The sequence below is a fragment of the Lacticaseibacillus parakribbianus genome, from assembly GCF_025490915.1.
GTDB classification, from domain to species: Bacteria; Bacillota; Bacilli; order Lactobacillales; family Lactobacillaceae; genus Lacticaseibacillus; species Lacticaseibacillus parakribbianus.
In genome coordinates, this window is the sequence record NZ_JANQBA010000001.1 from 296,791 (window position 1) to 311,635 (window position 14,845).

The 14,845-nt window shown below is 59.9% G+C and carries 17 protein-coding genes; all 17 read right to left on the reverse strand.

What is annotated here, in order from left to right:
- Positions 1-153: 153 nt before the first annotated feature.
- Positions 154-1,743, reverse strand: a complete 1,590-nt coding sequence (locus NUH19_RS01340) for a glycoside hydrolase family 3 N-terminal domain-containing protein (protein WP_262314757.1) — start codon at positions 1,741-1,743, stop codon at positions 154-156.
- 77 nt (positions 1,744-1,820) lie between these two features.
- Positions 1,821-3,014, reverse strand: coding sequence for an FtsW/RodA/SpoVE family cell cycle protein (locus NUH19_RS01345; RefSeq protein ID WP_262314758.1), 1,194 nt, complete (start codon positions 3,012-3,014; stop codon positions 1,821-1,823).
- A 72-nt stretch (positions 3,015-3,086) separates the two neighbouring features.
- Positions 3,087-3,308, reverse strand: coding sequence for a DUF2969 family protein (locus NUH19_RS01350; protein ID WP_262314759.1), 222 nt, complete (start codon positions 3,306-3,308; stop codon positions 3,087-3,089).
- A 14-nt stretch (positions 3,309-3,322) separates the two neighbouring features.
- A complete protein-coding gene (gene yidD, locus NUH19_RS01355; protein WP_262314760.1) occupies positions 3,323-3,607 on the reverse strand; it encodes a membrane protein insertion efficiency factor YidD in 285 nt (94 codons plus the stop codon).
- A gap of 4 nt (positions 3,608-3,611) precedes the next feature.
- Positions 3,612-3,782 (reverse strand): DNA-directed RNA polymerase subunit beta, encoded by a 171-nt coding sequence (locus NUH19_RS01360; protein ID WP_262314761.1) that lies wholly within the window; start codon positions 3,780-3,782, stop codon positions 3,612-3,614.
- A 23-nt stretch (positions 3,783-3,805) separates the two neighbouring features.
- Positions 3,806-4,795: a rod shape-determining protein gene (gene mreB / locus NUH19_RS01365; protein ID WP_262314762.1), complete on the reverse strand. Its 990-nt coding sequence runs from the start codon at positions 4,793-4,795 to the stop codon at positions 3,806-3,808.
- 58 nt (positions 4,796-4,853) lie between these two features.
- Positions 4,854-5,087 (reverse strand): DUF1146 family protein, encoded by a 234-nt coding sequence (locus tag NUH19_RS01370; RefSeq protein ID WP_262314763.1) that lies wholly within the window; start codon positions 5,085-5,087, stop codon positions 4,854-4,856.
- A 157-nt stretch (positions 5,088-5,244) separates the two neighbouring features.
- A complete protein-coding gene (locus NUH19_RS01375; protein WP_262314902.1) occupies positions 5,245-5,655 on the reverse strand; it encodes a F0F1 ATP synthase subunit epsilon in 411 nt (136 codons plus the stop codon).
- 35 nt (positions 5,656-5,690) lie between these two features.
- Entirely contained in the window at positions 5,691-7,142 is a 1,452-nt protein-coding gene (gene atpD, locus NUH19_RS01380; RefSeq protein WP_262314764.1) for a F0F1 ATP synthase subunit beta, read from the reverse strand.
- A gap of 66 nt (positions 7,143-7,208) precedes the next feature.
- Positions 7,209-8,141, reverse strand: a complete 933-nt coding sequence (locus tag NUH19_RS01385) for a F0F1 ATP synthase subunit gamma (RefSeq protein ID WP_262314765.1) — start codon at positions 8,139-8,141, stop codon at positions 7,209-7,211.
- An 11-nt stretch (positions 8,142-8,152) separates the two neighbouring features.
- A complete protein-coding gene (gene atpA / locus NUH19_RS01390; RefSeq protein ID WP_262314766.1) occupies positions 8,153-9,667 on the reverse strand; it encodes a F0F1 ATP synthase subunit alpha in 1,515 nt (504 codons plus the stop codon).
- Positions 9,668-9,672: 5 nt separating this feature from the next.
- Positions 9,673-10,230: an ATP synthase F1 subunit delta gene (atpH, locus tag NUH19_RS01395; RefSeq protein ID WP_262314767.1), complete on the reverse strand. Its 558-nt coding sequence runs from the start codon at positions 10,228-10,230 to the stop codon at positions 9,673-9,675.
- Positions 10,217-10,705: a F0F1 ATP synthase subunit B gene (gene atpF, locus NUH19_RS01400; RefSeq protein ID WP_262314768.1), complete on the reverse strand. Its 489-nt coding sequence runs from the start codon at positions 10,703-10,705 to the stop codon at positions 10,217-10,219. The genes atpH and atpF overlap by 14 nt, the downstream gene beginning before the upstream one ends.
- Before the next feature lie 47 nt (positions 10,706-10,752).
- Positions 10,753-10,965, reverse strand: coding sequence for a F0F1 ATP synthase subunit C (atpE, locus tag NUH19_RS01405; RefSeq protein ID WP_125702956.1), 213 nt, complete (start codon positions 10,963-10,965; stop codon positions 10,753-10,755).
- A 14-nt stretch (positions 10,966-10,979) separates the two neighbouring features.
- Positions 10,980-11,702: a F0F1 ATP synthase subunit A gene (atpB, locus tag NUH19_RS01410; protein ID WP_262314769.1), complete on the reverse strand. Its 723-nt coding sequence runs from the start codon at positions 11,700-11,702 to the stop codon at positions 10,980-10,982.
- A 1,162-nt stretch (positions 11,703-12,864) separates the two neighbouring features.
- Positions 12,865-13,494 carry a uracil phosphoribosyltransferase gene (gene upp, locus NUH19_RS01415; RefSeq protein ID WP_225047091.1) on the reverse strand — a complete coding sequence of 210 codons (630 nt, stop codon included), beginning with the start codon at positions 13,492-13,494 and terminating at the stop codon, positions 12,865-12,867.
- Positions 13,495-13,580: 86 nt separating this feature from the next.
- Positions 13,581-14,813, reverse strand: a complete 1,233-nt coding sequence (locus tag NUH19_RS01420; protein ID WP_262314770.1) for a serine hydroxymethyltransferase — start codon at positions 14,811-14,813, stop codon at positions 13,581-13,583.
- Between the last annotated feature and the right edge of the window lie 32 nt (positions 14,814-14,845).

Below are 14,845 nucleotides of genomic sequence, written 5' to 3' on the forward strand. Positions count from 1 at the left end.
CTTCGTGCCGACTTGCTACCCCGCTCTCATCTACCCGGGTTTTCTGTGCAGTCGTGTCAGCCTTACTCTCTCACATCGTTCGTTTGCGTTCTGAATTGTCTTCGATATTACTCAGTTTTCCCGCCGGTGTCAAGCCTTGGCCGGAAAAAAGTTTCAGCGGCGGTGACGCCCCCGCGGTCGCGCCAACCGCCAAGCGACCCCGACCCCGCCGGCAACCACGGCGACGCCGGCCACAAGCCAGGGCCACCAAGCCGCGTGGCGGGGCTTGGCCTTGTCCGTCGCCTTGGTGTCGGCTGTCGAATCCGCCTTGCTTGGCGCGGTGCTGGCGCTGCTGCCGGCGGTTTTCGCCTTGGCCGGCAGCGTGAGCGATTGTGGCACCAACACGCGTGAGGCGTTGGTGCCAAGCACCACGCTGACGGTCAGGTGCTGAGCCGTCGCACGTAGCGGCAGTCGCAGCGTGAAGCGGCCCTGCTCGTCGGTTGTGGTGCGGCGAAGCAACTTGGTGCCCTGGCGAACCTGAACGCCTTGGCTGGCCGCCGCCTTGGCCGTGAGCTGACCGGCCACCGTGGCGGTATTACCGCTCACCGTCGGCTTGCCCAGCGTCAGCGTCGGGAGGTGCAGATCGGCGGTGGTCAACAGGCCCAGCTTGCGCTTGAGCTTCAGCAGACGCAATACGGCGTGTTGCACCGTCGCTGCGGTCACGTCGCCGGTTTGGACGGCCTGCTTGATCGCCGGAATCCCGACCGCGTAGTCGTCGGCCATGATCGCGTCGTTGCCGGCCTTCAGCGCCAGCACATCCGGGGTCTTCAGGCCATGGGCGGCGTCGTACTGCTGAATGGCGCCCATCGCCAAGTCGTCGGTGATGATGACCCCGTCAAAGCCCAGCTCGTGGCGCAGCAGCCCGGTAATCACCTTGGGCGACAGCGACGCCGGCAGGTCGGCGTCGATCTGGCGCATCACGATGTGCGTGACCATGATCGAATCGACCCCGGCTTCAATCCCGGCCTTGAACGGCACCAGCTCGTGGCTCATCAGCTGGGCCTTGGTGCGGTCCACGGTCGCAAATAGCTTGTGGGTGTCGACGGCCGAACCGTAGCCGGGAAAATGCTTCAGCGTCGCTGCCACGCCGGTGCCTTGAATCGCCGGCACCACCTTGCGGATGTAAGCTGCGGTGCTGTCAACGCTTTGCCCCAGCGTTCGCGCGTAGATGAAGCTGTTGGGATCGCTTGAGACGTCTGCAATCGGCGCGTAGTTCCAGTTGATGCCGAGCGCCTTGAGCTGCTTGGCCTGGGCGGTGGCCGTCGCCAGCACCGCGTTCAACCCGCCCTGGGCAAAGGCCTGCTGCGGTGACAGGTAGCGCGTCGGGTAGGCCGGCGAATCGTTGAGCCGCGACACCGTGCCGCCTTCTTGGTCCGTCGCAATCAAAAGCGGCAGGGACGCGGCCTTTTGAAACCGCGCCAACCCCGCCTTCAAGCTCGCCGTCGGCTTGGCCATGTCCGTACCAAACAGGATCAACCCGCCCAGGTGGTACTTGGCCACGTCTGCGGCGGTCGTGTCGTCGCTCGCCGGCTTTCTGGCGATGAACAATTGACCGATCTGCTCGTCCAGGCTCATGTCGGCCACGGCCTGCGCCAGCTGGGCGTCGCTCGGCGTTGCGGCCGTCACGGCGCGGCGCGGCACGGCCGTCAGCGCCAGCGTCGCCGTCAGCGTCAGCGCCAGTCCCCAAACCCTAATTTTTCTCATCTTCTCCCGCCTTTCGTAAGCATCGTATCACACGCCGCGGCGTAAAAAAAGCACCCAGGCCACGGCCTGGGCACCCTTCACTTGAATGACTCTTCCTCCCGCGAGAACATGTAGCTCTGGTGGTGGAAGCGCATCGACAGCACCATCCCCACCGACAGCATGTTCGCGAGCAGGAACGACCCCCCTTGCGACACAAACGGCAACGGAATCCCGGTCAAGGGCAGCAAGCCGATGTTCATCCCGATGTTTTCAAACACGTGAAACAAGATCATCATGATGACGCCGGTCGCGATGTACGCGTAAAACTCGTTTTGCGTGTCGAAGGTCACCCGAATCATCTGGTAGATCAAAAGGAAGTACAGGAGAATCAGCGCCGCACAGCCGATGAACCCGAACGCCTCGCCGATGGCGGAAAAGGCCATGTCGGACTCTCGCACCGGCACCGAGACCTTCAGGTTGTTGAAGCCGCGGCCGAACATCTCGCCGGAGCCGATCGCCTTCATCGACTGCCACAGCTGGTACGACGAGCCGCTGGTGGCGCCGGCCGGATCCAGCCAGGAATCGATGCGCTTGAACTGGTAGTTCTTGAAGCCGACGTGCAACAGAATCTTGCGGCCCCAGTCCTCAATCACCAGCAGAATCGTGCCGGTGCCGATGGCGGCCGCCCCCAGCCCAATCGGCAGGATGATGCGCCAAGTGATGCCGGACACCAGCACGACCCCGGCGAAAATCGCCGCAAACACCAGCGAGGTCCCGAAGTCCTTTTGCAGGATCATCAGCACCAAAACCGGCAGCGTCCAGAGCAGCATCTCGCCGATTAACCGCCAGTCATTGGCCCAGCTGTGCTTCATCGCGACGTTGTGGTTGGTCACCACCCGGGCCAACATCAGGATGTAGGCGGGTTTCATCACCTCGGAGGGCTGAAAGGTCACGGGGCCGAACTTGAACCAGCTGTGAGCCCCCGTATTTCTGGCCACATCCGGATCGTAAAGAAACAGCACGGCAATCAACAGCAGAATGCCCAGGCCATACAGCAGCGGTGCCACCCGCCACAGCTGCTCGGCGTCGAACTGCATGACGAAGAATATCCCGGCGCCGCCGATCACGTACCACAGCGCCTGCATGATCATCGCCCGCATCGGTCGCGCCGACGCGTCGCTTGACACCGCCATGTAAATCGCCGCCATGCCGAACAGCGCCAGCAGCATCACCGACAGGATGATGCCGTAGTCGATTCGGTCTTCTTTTTTGCGCGTTCGCGTTTGTGCCATCTGTGCCTCCCGTGTTATCGTCCGAAACAAAAAACCGCGCCGAAGCGAGCCTCGGCGCGGTGGTTGCCCCACTCAGCTGTGGTGCAAGTGGTACTCCGAGATCAAAAACGAAACGGCGTCGTCCATCGTCTTGAACCGGTTCGCGCTGGTCTGCCCGGCGATGTACGCCAGGAAGCGGTTTTCGATCGGTTCAACGTAGCCGATTTCGTTCTTGGCCACGGTCAGGACCGACACCGTGTGGCCGTTGCGGGTCACGTCTTCTTGTTGAACCATGATTTTTTGTTCCTTCGCCATGAAATGCTCCTTGTCTAGTGATGAAAGTTGAACTGATCGGCCTCGGCGATGTTGCGCTCGGGATCCGGATTGCGCCGCAGCGTGAAGAAGTCGGGTACCGGATCCAGGCCACCGCGAATGAACGGGTTGCAGCGCAGAATCCGCGCCAGGCCCATGATCAGCCCCTTGATGGCACCGTGCTTGACCAACGCCTGAATCATGTAGGTCGAACAGGTCGGGTAATAGCGGCAGCTGGGCGGCAGAAGCGGCGAGATGAAGCGCTGGTACCCCCGCACCAGCCCCATCAGCAATCTCTTCATGCCGCTACCTCAGAAAATCGAGGATGTGCGACCAGGTGCTAGGGGCAAGCACCGCCCATGGGTCGCCGCCGCCGATGGCGTAGCCGACCATGGCTCCGATGACCAGCGCCGCAATCACGAGGATCACCAGGATCAGCAGGTGTTTCAAGACGCGTGTTGCATACTGTGAGCTCACCGCTTGCCCTCCTTTACCGGTAATCAGTACTGCTTGTGATGCGCGATGTTGTCCAGCAAAACGCCGGTGCCCAGTGCGACGGCGTCCAGCGGATCATCGGCCAACAGCACCGGCACCTTGAGCTCGGCGGCAAACAGGTGGCTGATGCCCTTGAGCAGGGCGCCGCCGCCCGTCAGCATGACGCCGCGGTCGATGATGTCGGCCGAAAGCTCCGGCGGGGTCTTCTCCAAGACGTCCTTAGCGGCGCTGACAATCGCGGCCATCGTGTCGCTCAGCGCCTCTTGCACCTCGGCGCTTGTGACCTCGACCTCGCGCGGCAGGCCGGTGGCGATGTCGCGGCCGCGAACCTCCATCTTCTCCTCCGGGTCGGCCTCGTACACGGCGCCGATCTGAATCTTCAGCTGTTCGGCGGTGTGCTCACCGATCAAGAGCTTGTGCTTGTTTTTGACGTAGGCGGCGATGGCCGAGTCCATCTTGTCGCCGGCCAGGCGCAGGCTGCGGCTGGTGACGATCTCGCCCATCGACAGCACGGCGACGTCGGAGGTCCCACCGCCGATGTCGATCACCATGTTGCCCTGCGGCTGAAAGATGTCCAGGCCAGCGCCGACCGCGGCGACCTTCGGCTCGAACTCGAGGTAAACGCGCTTGCCGCCGGATTTTTCGGCGGCCTGAATAATCGCCTTTTGCTCAATCGAGGTGATGTTGGTCGGGGCGCAGATCAAGATGTTAGGCTTGGACATGAACCCCTTGACGTTCAGCTTGTTGATGAAGTACTCAAGCATCGCCTCGGTGATGTCAAAATCGGCGATCACGCCGTCCTTGAGCGGGCGAATAGAGCGGATGTTGCCGGGGGTACGACCCACCATCTTGTAGGCCTCGGTGCCCACCGCCAGCACCTTGCCCGTGTGTGTATCGATCGCAACGACGGACGGCTCGTTCAGCACGATGCCCTTGCCCTTCACGTTGATGAGAACGTTCGCGGTCCCCAGGTCGATCCCAATGTCTTTTGCCATTGTCTTCTTCTCTCCTCAATGATTTCTAACACAAAAGTATACCACAGCTTCGCCGCGCTTACAGCAAATACTGCAGATCCCGCGCCGCCCCCAGCAGCGACAGGAAGAATTCGCTGACCGCAAAGCCCAAGGCGATCGCGACAAAAACCATCAGCAGCTGGCTCTCCCGCACGTGATTGGGGCGAAGCAGCTTGTCAAACCGCACCGCCGTCAGCAGGCGAAAGCTGATCAGAATGAAAACAAAGTGTGAAAGCATGGTCACCGCCGCGGTGATGCCGAGTCCTCCGTACATGTGGTACCTCCCAGTCGTGTAATGTCTAAGGCCATGATACGTCAATGCCCCTCGCCGTGGCGCGGCCGCCAGCGACTTTGAGAAAAACTTCAGGAGTCGCGGCCGCGCCTTGCGCCCCACGCCAAAAAGGCCTGCCGCGTGGCAGGTCTTCCTGGAATTATTTGCCGGTTTTGACGTGAATCCGGTTGATCGCGCGTTGCAGGGCAACCTGGGCGCGTTGCAAATCGTCGCTGTCCTTTTGGGCTTTCGCCTCTTGGATGCGCCGTTCCGCTCGTTGCCGGGCCGCCTCGGCGCGAGTCAGGTCGATGTCACGGGCGCGTTCCGCGGAATCCGCAACGATCGACGCGGTGTTGGCGGAGACTTCCATGAAGCCGCCGTTCACCGCGATCTCGTCTTCGTGCCCCGGGTTGTCGGTGCGGCGAACCCGCACCTCACCGATCGTCAGCGGTGCGACGATCGGTTCGTGGTTGGCCATGATGCCCATGTCGCCGGTCGTTGTTTTGACAATGACCATGCTGGCGTGGTGATCGTACACCAACCCGTTGGGGGTCACGATGTTGACCCGCATGACTTTTGGTTGTTCAGCCAAGAAGAATCCCCTCCTTAGTTCGCAGCCGCTTGCAGCGTGTCGCCTTGTGCTTGTTCAGGGTCGTAGCCCAGGCTCTTGGCCTTTTCGACCACGTCTTCGATGCGGCCGACCAGGCGGAAGGCTTCTTCCGGGTAGTCGTCCATCTTGCCGTCGAGGATCATCTTGAAGCCCTTGACCGTCTCTTCAACCGGCACGTAGCTCCCTGGCAGGCCAGTGAAGCGTTCCGCCACGTTGAAGGATTGCGACAGGAAGAACTGAATCCGCCGGGCACGGGCCACGGTGGTTTTCTCGTCGTCGGACAGCTCATCCATCCCAAGAATTGAGATGATGTCTTGCAGCTCCTTGTAGCGCTGCAGAACTTGCTGAACGCGGGTCGCAACTTTGTAGTGCTCCTCGCCGACGATGTCCGGCGTCAAGGCACTGGAGGAAGACTCCAGCGGGTCAACGGCCGGGTAGATGCCTTGCTCGGTCAGGCGCCGTTCCAGGTTGGTGGTGGCGTCCAAGTGGGCGAAGGTCGTGGCCGGCGCCGGGTCCGTGTAGTCATCGGCAGGCACGTAAATCGCCTGAATCGACGTGACGGAGCCCTTCTTGGTCGAGGTGATCCGCTCCTGCAGCTGGCCCATTTCGGTGGCCAGCGTTGGCTGGTAACCAACGGCCGACGGAATGCGGCCGAGCAGCGCGGAAACTTCGGAACCCGCCTGGGTGAAGCGGAAGATGTTGTCGATGAACAACAGCACGTCTTGGCCTTCGACGTCGCGGAAGTACTCCGCAATCGTCAGCCCGGTCAGCGCGACGCGCATCCGGGCACCAGGCGGCTCGTTCATCTGCCCGAACACCATGGCGGTGTTTTGGAGCACGCCTGATTCCTTCATTTCGAAGTACAGGTCGTTCCCTTCACGGGTGCGTTCGCCGACCCCGGTGAAGACCGAGATGCCGCCGTGCTCTTCGGCAATGTTGTGGATTAGTTCCTGGATCAAAACGGTTTTGCCGACCCCGGCACCCCCGAACAACCCAACTTTCCCCCCACGCAGGTAGGGTTCAAGCAGGTCGATGACTTTGATCCCGGTTTCGAGAATCTCGGAGCTTGTGCTCAGGTCCTCGAAGGCCGGGGCATCTTTGTGGATGCCGTCGCGCCGGTGATCGGGTCCGAATGCCGGACCATTGTCGATCGTCTGCCCCAAAACGTTGAATACCCGGCCAAGTGTGTCCTTGCCGACGGGAACGGAGATGGAGCCACCGGTATCGGTGGCCGTCATCCCACGCACTAACCCATCGGTCGAGTCCATGGCGATGGTCCGCATCACGCCGTCGCCGAGCTCAAGGGCGACTTCCAGCACAAGCTGTTTGCCGTCCCCTTTCTCGACGTTCAGCGCGTTGTTGATTTCGGGTAAATCATCGTTAATCGGGAATTCGACATCGACAACAGGGCCGATCACTTGCACGATTTTACCTAAGCTATTACTCAATGAAATCGTCCTTCCCTGTTGTGATTTGATGCGAGCGGCGCAAAGGCGTCACCCGCCGCGCTGGCCTTACGCCAGTGCATTGGCACCGCCGACGATTTCGGTGATTTCCGTGGTAATCTGCGCCTGGCGGGCCCGGTTGTAGGTCACGGACAGACGGGAAATCAGGTCGTTGGCGTTGTCGGTCGCGCTTTTCATCGCGGTGGTGGAGGCCGCGTGCTCGGCCGTCTTGGCGTCCATGATGGCGCCAAAAATCAGACTCTCCGCGTACTGAGGCAAGATTGCCTCAAGCACGGCGTCTGGATCGGGCTCTGTCAGGTACTCGATGTTTGCATCTGCCACCTCAGCGACGTCAAGGTCAGTGATCGGCAACATCTTTTCTGCCCGGAAGGCAGAGGTCAGCGAGTTGACGTGGTGGTTGTAGCACACGTACAACTCGTCGAAGACGCCGTTGTCAAACATCGTCACGGCCGTCTTGACAATCTCCCGCACTTCATCGAAGGTCGGGATGTCCGAGACGCCGCGGTACTCGTAGGCCAGGTTCAAACCCCGGCTCTTGAAGAAGTCGGCCCCGGTGCCGCCGACGGCCATGATGACAAAGTCGTCTTTGTCCTTGTGGTCGTCGGTGAACATCTGCATCATGGCCTTCAAGATGGTGGAGTTGTACCCGCCCACCAGGCCACGATCGGATGTGATCACCAGGTAGCCGGTTTTTTTGACCGGCCGTTCCGCCAAGAGGTTGGCCACCTGCAGCCGCTCGGCCGAGACACCGGCCCCGGCCTGCAGCGCCTCGCTTTGCTGCCGCTCGATTTCGAGCAGCTGCGCGGCGGCAAGGTGGGTCACGATTTCACGCACCTTGTTGGCGTACAGTTGGTAGGCGCTGGACCGCTTTTCAATCTGACTGAGCTTAGAACCCGAGACCATCTGCATGGCCTGGGTAATCTGCCCGGTTTTCTTGGTGGAAGCGATCTGGCGCTTGATGTCCATTAATGATTCAGCCATGCCGCACCTCCTTATTTGTCGGTGCTGCTAGCAAAACCATCCGCAAAGCCCTTGATCAGCTCGTCGAGCTTAGCGGTGTCCGGCAGCTTGCCGGTTTCTCGAATCTGGGCCAAGAGGTCGGCGCCGTTGCTGTCGGCGTAATCGAACAGCTCGTCTTGGAACCGCGCGATGTCGTCGATGCCGACCGTGTCCAGGAAGCCATGGGTCAGGGCGTAAAGGATCAGCACCTGCTTGGCCACCGGCAGCGGCTTGTGAACCGGCTGCTTCAGCACTTCAACGGTGCGGCGGCCGCGGTTCAGCTTGGCCTGCGTGGCGGCATCCAAATCGGAGCCGAACTGCGTGAAGGCCTCAAGCTCACGGAATGAGGCGAGGTCCAAACGCAACGTCCCGGCAACCTTCTTCATCGCCTTGATCTGGGCGTCGCCCCCGACACGGGAGACGGACAGCCCGGCATCGATCGCGGGACGGGTGCCGGAGTAAAACAGGTCGCTTTGCAGGAAAATCTGGCCGTCGGTGATCGAAATCACGTTGGTCGGAATGTAAGCGGAGATGTCCCCGGCCTGGGTTTCGATGACCGGCAGCGCGGTCATCGACCCGCCACCGAGCTCATCGGAGAGCTTGGCCGCACGCTCCAGCAAACGGGAGTGCGTGTAGAACACGTCACCTGGGTAGGCTTCACGGCCTGGCGCCCGCCGCAGCAGCAGCGACAGCTCACGGTAAGCGGTCGCCTGCTTGGTCAGATCATCGTAGATAATCAGGACGTGCTTGCCGTTGTACATGAACTCCTCGCCCATGGCGGCACCGGCGTAAGGCGCGATGTAAAGCATCGGCGCCGGTTCGGACGGGCCGGCGGTCAGCACGATGGTGTAATCCATCGCCCCGTACTTGCGCAGCGTTTCGACCTGCGTGCGAACCGTCGAGTCTTTTTGCCCGATGGCCACGTAGATGCAGATCATGTCCTGACCTTTTTGGTTGATAATCGTGTCGATCGCAATCGACGTCTTACCGGTCTTGCGGTCGCCGATGATCAGCTCACGCTGACCGCGGCCGATTGGGACCAGCGAGTCGATCGCCTTCAGCCCGGTTTGCAGCGGTTCCGTGACGGACTTGCGCTGCATGACGCCCGGGGCCTTCACTTCGATCGGCCGGTGCTTGGTCGTGTCGATTGGGCCCTTGCCATCCACCGGCTGACCCAGCGCGTTCACGACGCGCCCGATCATGGCCTCGCCTACGGGAACGTCCATGATGCGACCGGTGCGTTTGACCTGGTCGCCTTCACGAATGTTGTCAAAATCCCCCAAAATGATGATGCCGACATCATCACTTTCAAGGTTTTGGGCCATCCCGTATGAGCCGTTGGCGAATTCCAGTAATTCACTGGCCATCGCGTTCTTGAGGCCGGTCGCACGTGCGATCCCGTCACCGACGTAGGTCACGGTGCCGACTTCCTCGACGTTCAGGTCATCTTGATAACTTTCAAGTTGTTTTTTGATCAGAGAACTGATTTCCTCAGTCTTGATGCTCATCCGGTTCACCTCTTTTGCGTATTGGTGAGCAACTGCTTTTGAAGCTTGCCGAGGCGCGTCGCAATCGTGCCATCGATGATGCGATCATCGGACACGACCTTGACGCCGCCGATGATGCGTGTGTCGACCACCTGGGTCAACACCACATCCTTGGCCGCAAACTTCACAGCAATCGCTTGTCGCATTGCCTGTGCCTGCGCTTCGCTCAGCGTCTGGGCCGTGGTGACCTGTGCCTTGACGATGCCGGCTTCTTCGTTGAAGCGGCGGTCAAAGGCGTCGATCACGCGGCTCAGGCCGCCGATGCGACCGTTGACAAAAACCACGTCGATCAGGCTCTGGACCAACTCACTGCAGTCGCGCTTCAAAAGCGCAAGCAGGGCGTCCTTTCGAGCCGTCGCCAGGTCCTTGCCTGCCAGGGCAGCAAGCAGGTCTGGGTTTTGGTCGATAACAGTTGCGAGTTCTAATAGCTCGTCATGCACCGCTTCCAGGCTGTTGTTTGCGGATGCAACCTCAAACAGGGCCTTGGCGTAGCGCGGTGCGACCATCTGATCAGTGACTGCCATTGGCATCACCTAAATCCTTGATGTACGAGTCGATCAACTCGGACTGGGTATCGGCATCCAATTCCTTGCCGATGATCTTCTTGGCAATCGCCAAGGAGAGATCCGCAACGTCATTCTTCGCGTTGTTCAGCGCATCTTGCCGCTCTTGGGCAATGTCTTTGTGTGCGTTGAGCTTCAGCGTGTCCGCCTCGGACTTCGCGGCAGAGACGAGTTCCTGACGTTGCTTTTCGCCGTTTTCCTTCGCCGTGTTGACGATCTTAACGGCATCGGCCTTGGAGTTCTTCAGCTCGGCCTGGCGCTTTTCGGCCAATTCCTTGGCTTCCTTGCGTGCGTTGTCCGCGTAGTCCAGATCGCCTTCGATCTTTTCTTGACGCGCCAACATAATCGCCGTCACCGGCTTCCAGGCCACTAACCCGACAAGTACCAATAAGACAGCGAAGGTGACGATGGTGAAAAGCATATCGCCTGCAGTCATATTTTAGACTCCCTTCTATTGACACGGGCAAAGTCGCCCGCGTTGTCTTACTTGCTCAGCAGCATGAACGCGATAACGATCGCCATGATCGGCACCGCTTCAATCATGCCGACGCCGATGAACATGGTGGAACGCAGGGAACCGGAAGCTTCCGGCTGGCGTGCCATACCCTCAAGAGTCTTGGAAATAACTTGACCGTTACCATAAGATGCAGCGAGTGCGGCAAAGGCGGCGGCGATAGCAGCAGCGATGTATTGCATGATTTTTCCTCCTATTATTCAGAAACTACCTTTTCAGACGTGTATACCGTCGCTAAGGTGACAAAAATGTACGCTTGAATCGTACCAATGAACACTGAGAACCCTTGCCAAATCATCTCGACCAGGAAGGCGCCGACGAATGAAACAACGCCGACAGCGCCATGACCCGAGAACGCGAGCTGTTTAATCAAAAGCAGCAGCACTTCCCCCGCGAAGATGTTCCCATAAAGACGCATCGACAGCGTGACGAAGTTCGTGAAGTTCTCGAGGATGGTGATCGGAAGCAGGAACGGGACCGGCGAAACGTATCCCTTCAGGTAACCCTTCATGCCGTTGAAGACCACGCCGAAGAAGTGCGACAGCACCATGACCATCATGCCCAAACTCATGGTGATGATGGGATCGGCCGTCGCGGAACGGAACCAGGTCTTCCCGCCCACATCGACCTGAAAAATCAGGCCGATCTGGTTGTTCACAAAGATGAACAAGAACAGCGTGAAGGCGAACAAACCAAAACGACTGCCTTCCTTCCCAGGCATCGACTGCTTGACGATGCCATTGATGAAGTCGATCAGGTATTCCAATACGTTTTGCCTGCCGTTGGGACGAAGCGTTGGCTTGCGCGACAGGGCAAAGACGAAGAGGAACACCAGAATCGCACTCACCAGAATCGCCAGGTCGTTGGCCGGGTTGAAACGCAGTCCGAAGAGTTCGAATGTGGGATAACTTTCGTTCACAGAATTCACCTCCTTAACCGAAGCAAGGTGGCACCAATATGTACGGACGTCAAGCGGCGGCGTGCAGTGTCACAATGTTTCTTAATTGCGGATTGGCGGATACCTATCCGACAAACACACTGAACACTTTAACACCTTTCAATCAAAAAAACAAAACAAACCAGCGAATTTTCAGTCCCGGTCTCATGCACTTTTCATCGAATTTTTCAAAATCCGAACGGTCCGTGACCGCAATTGCGCGACGCGGGAAACAAACAGTGCTGGCGGTGTGTACCACTTGGCCAGAATGGGTCTATCGGCCATTGACATCCGTGCGGCGAGCCCCTTGCAGCCTATAATATGGTAGGAACTGTTGCCCCAGCTCCACCATAACATGCCGGTTCCAACTTGCCAACCGGCGTCGCCTCGTGCAAGCGCCGCTTGCGAGCATAAAAGTTGCCAGGTAACCGCTTACCTGCTAAGCTAAATTCAAGTGATCACTAGGATAGGGGTCGGTGGCCGGCCACCGTGACAAACCCTTCTTCGGCGGCGATCCAGTGGCAAGCGCCACGCTACCTCACGCAGACCAGGCCCCAGCCCGGCCCCGTCCGATGCTATCAGTGGAACCCGTCGTACCTTGGGCGGGAATCATTAATCGTAGTGGATAACCGGTTGCAGCATTATCAAACGTCCAACTCCAAGTACGGAGGTAGCTGCGGGCGGGAGAGGCGGCCGGGACGCGTACCGGCCAGCACAACAAACCGTTCCGGAGGCCCGGAAGGTGTGCTGGCTCAGGCGGCGTAACCCGTTTTAGAGCCAAAGCACGACCGCCTGCTCAGGCGTGTGGATGTCACCGCACGGCGCAGTCCTAAGTTAGGCGGGTACGACCCCAGCCCCGCGGCACCATCTGCAGGAACTGGGACGGCGGCACCGCGCGGTAGTGGCAACAAGCTGCCAGCCGGTGCCGGACAGGTGCGGGACCTGGTTTTGGCCCCAGCGCGGCGCTGCAGCGTCGTGGTGGGACAGGAGCCTGGCCACCCAACGCCTTGTAGACCCCCACTTGACCACAATGCCCAGATCCGCCGCCGGGGTACTTCCCGCCGGCGGATTTGGTGCGTCCTTTTGGTTCAAGCCGCTCACGGCAACAAAAAAAACGCCTGCAAGCAGGCGTTTTTCGCTGTGGTTACTTGGTGCCGAAGAGCCGGTCGCCGGCATCGCCCAGGCCCGGGAAGATGTAGCCGGTGTCAGTCAGGTGATCGTCAAGCGCAGCGGCGTAGATGTCAACGTCCGGATGCGCATCCTGGACGGCCTTGACCCCTTCCGGCGCGGCAACCAGCACCACGAGGCGCATGGACTTGGCACCGCGCTTTTTGAGCGCTTCGATGGCCATGTTTGCACTCCCACCGGTGGCGAGCATCGGGTCGACGATGAACAAGTCGCGCTGGTCGATGTCGGCCGGCATCTTCACGAAGTATTCGTGCGGCAAAAGCGTCTCTTCATCGCGGTACATCCCGATGTGGCCGACCTTGGCCGCGGGAATCAGGCGCAGCACGCCGTCGACCATGCCCAACCCGGCACGCAGAATCGGCACGACGGCCAGCTTCTTGCCGGCAAGCTGCTTTTGCGTCGTCTTCCCCATCGGCGTCTCGATTTCAACATCTTCAAGCGGCAGGTCGCGGGTGATCTCGTACACCATCAGCTCGGCGATCTCGTTGGCGATCTCGCGGAACTCCTTGGTGCCGGCGTTCTTGTCGCGAATCAGCGTCAGCTTGTGTTGAATCAGCGGGTGGTTCAAAACCGTAAATTTGCCCATGTGCAAATGGTCCTCCTTTATTTATGGCAAACGCCAAGTTCCATCTGGGAACTTGGCGTTATTGGCATTTCTGCCCAAAACCTTGTCTATGATACAGGATGACGGCCGGTCAGCGCAAGTACTGATTGGCGAATCTGGGCCAAAACTTCGGGATTTTCACGATTTTGGAGGGTGCGGGAGATCAGGTGGGCGACTTCCTTGCAGTCAGCCGGCGTGAAGCCGCGGGTAGTGATGGCCGCGGTGCCGACGCGAATGCCGGAGGTCTTGAACGGGCCGTTGAGCTCGCCTGGAATCTGGTTTTTGTTGGTGGTGATCATCACCGAATCCAGCAGGTCCTGCACCTCGCGGCCGACGACGCCGTAGCCGGTGACGTCCAAGAGCACCATGTGGTTGTCGGAGCCGCCGGAAATCATCTTGAGGTGCGGATCTTCCGCAAAGCCGGTACACATCGCCTGCATGTTGGCGACAATTTGCTTGGCGTAGTCCGCAAACTCGGGCTTGAGGGCCTCGCCCAGCGCGACGGCCTTGGCCGCGATCACGTGGTCGAGCGGCCCACCTTGAATGCCGGGGAACAGGGCCGAGTTGATCGCCTTGCCGTACTGCTTCTTGGCCAAAATCATGCCACCGCGGGGACCGCGCAGCGTTTTGTGCGTCGTGGTCGTGACCACATCGGCGTATGGCACCGGGCTCATGTGGACGCCCCCTGCCACCAGCCCGGCGATGTGGGCCATGTCGACCATCAGGTAGGCGCCGACGCGGTCGGCGATGTCGCGGAACCTGGCAAAGTCGATTTCGCGGCTGTAGGCCGACGCCCCGGCGACGATCAGCCGCGGGTGAACCGCCTCGGCCTGCGCCTCAATCGCGTCGTAATCCAGCCGGCCGGTCGCCGGATCCAAGGCGTAGTGGTAGAAGTGGTACTCCTGGCCGGAAAAGTTCACGGCCGCGCCGTGGGTCAGGTGCCCGCCGTCGGTCAGATCCATCGCCAAGACCTTGTCACCGTCTTCCAAAAACGCGCGGTAAACCGCCATGTTGGCCTGCGACCCCGAGTGCGGCTGGACGTTGACGTACTCGGCCCCAAACAGGGTCTTGGCCCGGTCAATCGCCAGTTGCTCAATCTGGTCGATGTAGGTGTTGCCACCGTAGTAGCGGTGGCCCGGGTAGCCTTCGGAGTACTTGTTGGTGAGCACACTGCCTTGCGCCGCCCGCACCGCCGGGCTCACGATGTTTTCTGACGCGATCAATTCAATGTTTTGCTGCTGGCGTTCCTCTTCTTGCCGGATTGCGGTGAACACTTCCGGATCGATCTTCAAAAAATCCATGTGCGACACTCCCTTCGAATTGCCTTAAGTAT

Coding starts and splice junctions, on each gene's coding strand:
- NUH19_RS01340 (WP_262314757.1), bottom strand. CDS start 1,743: ATGAGAAAAATTAGGGTTTGGGGACTGGCGCTGACGCTGACGGCGACG.
- NUH19_RS01345 (WP_262314758.1), bottom strand. CDS start 3,014: ATGGCACAAACGCGAACGCGCAAAAAAGAAGACCGAATCGACTACGGC.
- NUH19_RS01350 (WP_262314759.1), bottom strand. CDS start 3,308: ATGGCGAAGGAACAAAAAATCATGGTTCAACAAGAAGACGTGACCCGC.
- yidD (WP_262314760.1), bottom strand. CDS start 3,607: ATGAAGAGATTGCTGATGGGGCTGGTGCGGGGGTACCAGCGCTTCATC.
- mreB (WP_262314762.1), bottom strand. CDS start 4,795: ATGGCAAAAGACATTGGGATCGACCTGGGGACCGCGAACGTTCTCATC.
- NUH19_RS01370 (WP_262314763.1), bottom strand. CDS start 5,087: ATGTACGGAGGACTCGGCATCACCGCGGCGGTGACCATGCTTTCACAC.
- NUH19_RS01375 (WP_262314902.1), bottom strand. CDS start 5,655: ATGCGGGTCAACATCGTGACCCCCAACGGGTTGGTGTACGATCACCAC.
- NUH19_RS01385 (WP_262314765.1), bottom strand. CDS start 8,141: ATGGCTGAATCATTAATGGACATCAAGCGCCAGATCGCTTCCACCAAG.
- atpA (WP_262314766.1), bottom strand. CDS start 9,667: ATGAGCATCAAGACTGAGGAAATCAGTTCTCTGATCAAAAAACAACTT.
- atpH (WP_262314767.1), bottom strand. CDS start 10,230: ATGGCAGTCACTGATCAGATGGTCGCACCGCGCTACGCCAAGGCCCTG.
- atpF (WP_262314768.1), bottom strand. CDS start 10,705: ATGACTGCAGGCGATATGCTTTTCACCATCGTCACCTTCGCTGTCTTA.
- atpE (WP_125702956.1), bottom strand. CDS start 10,965: ATGCAATACATCGCTGCTGCTATCGCCGCCGCCTTTGCCGCACTCGCT.
- upp (WP_225047091.1), bottom strand. CDS start 13,494: ATGGGCAAATTTACGGTTTTGAACCACCCGCTGATTCAACACAAGCTG.
- NUH19_RS01420 (WP_262314770.1), bottom strand. CDS start 14,813: ATGGATTTTTTGAAGATCGATCCGGAAGTGTTCACCGCAATCCGGCAA.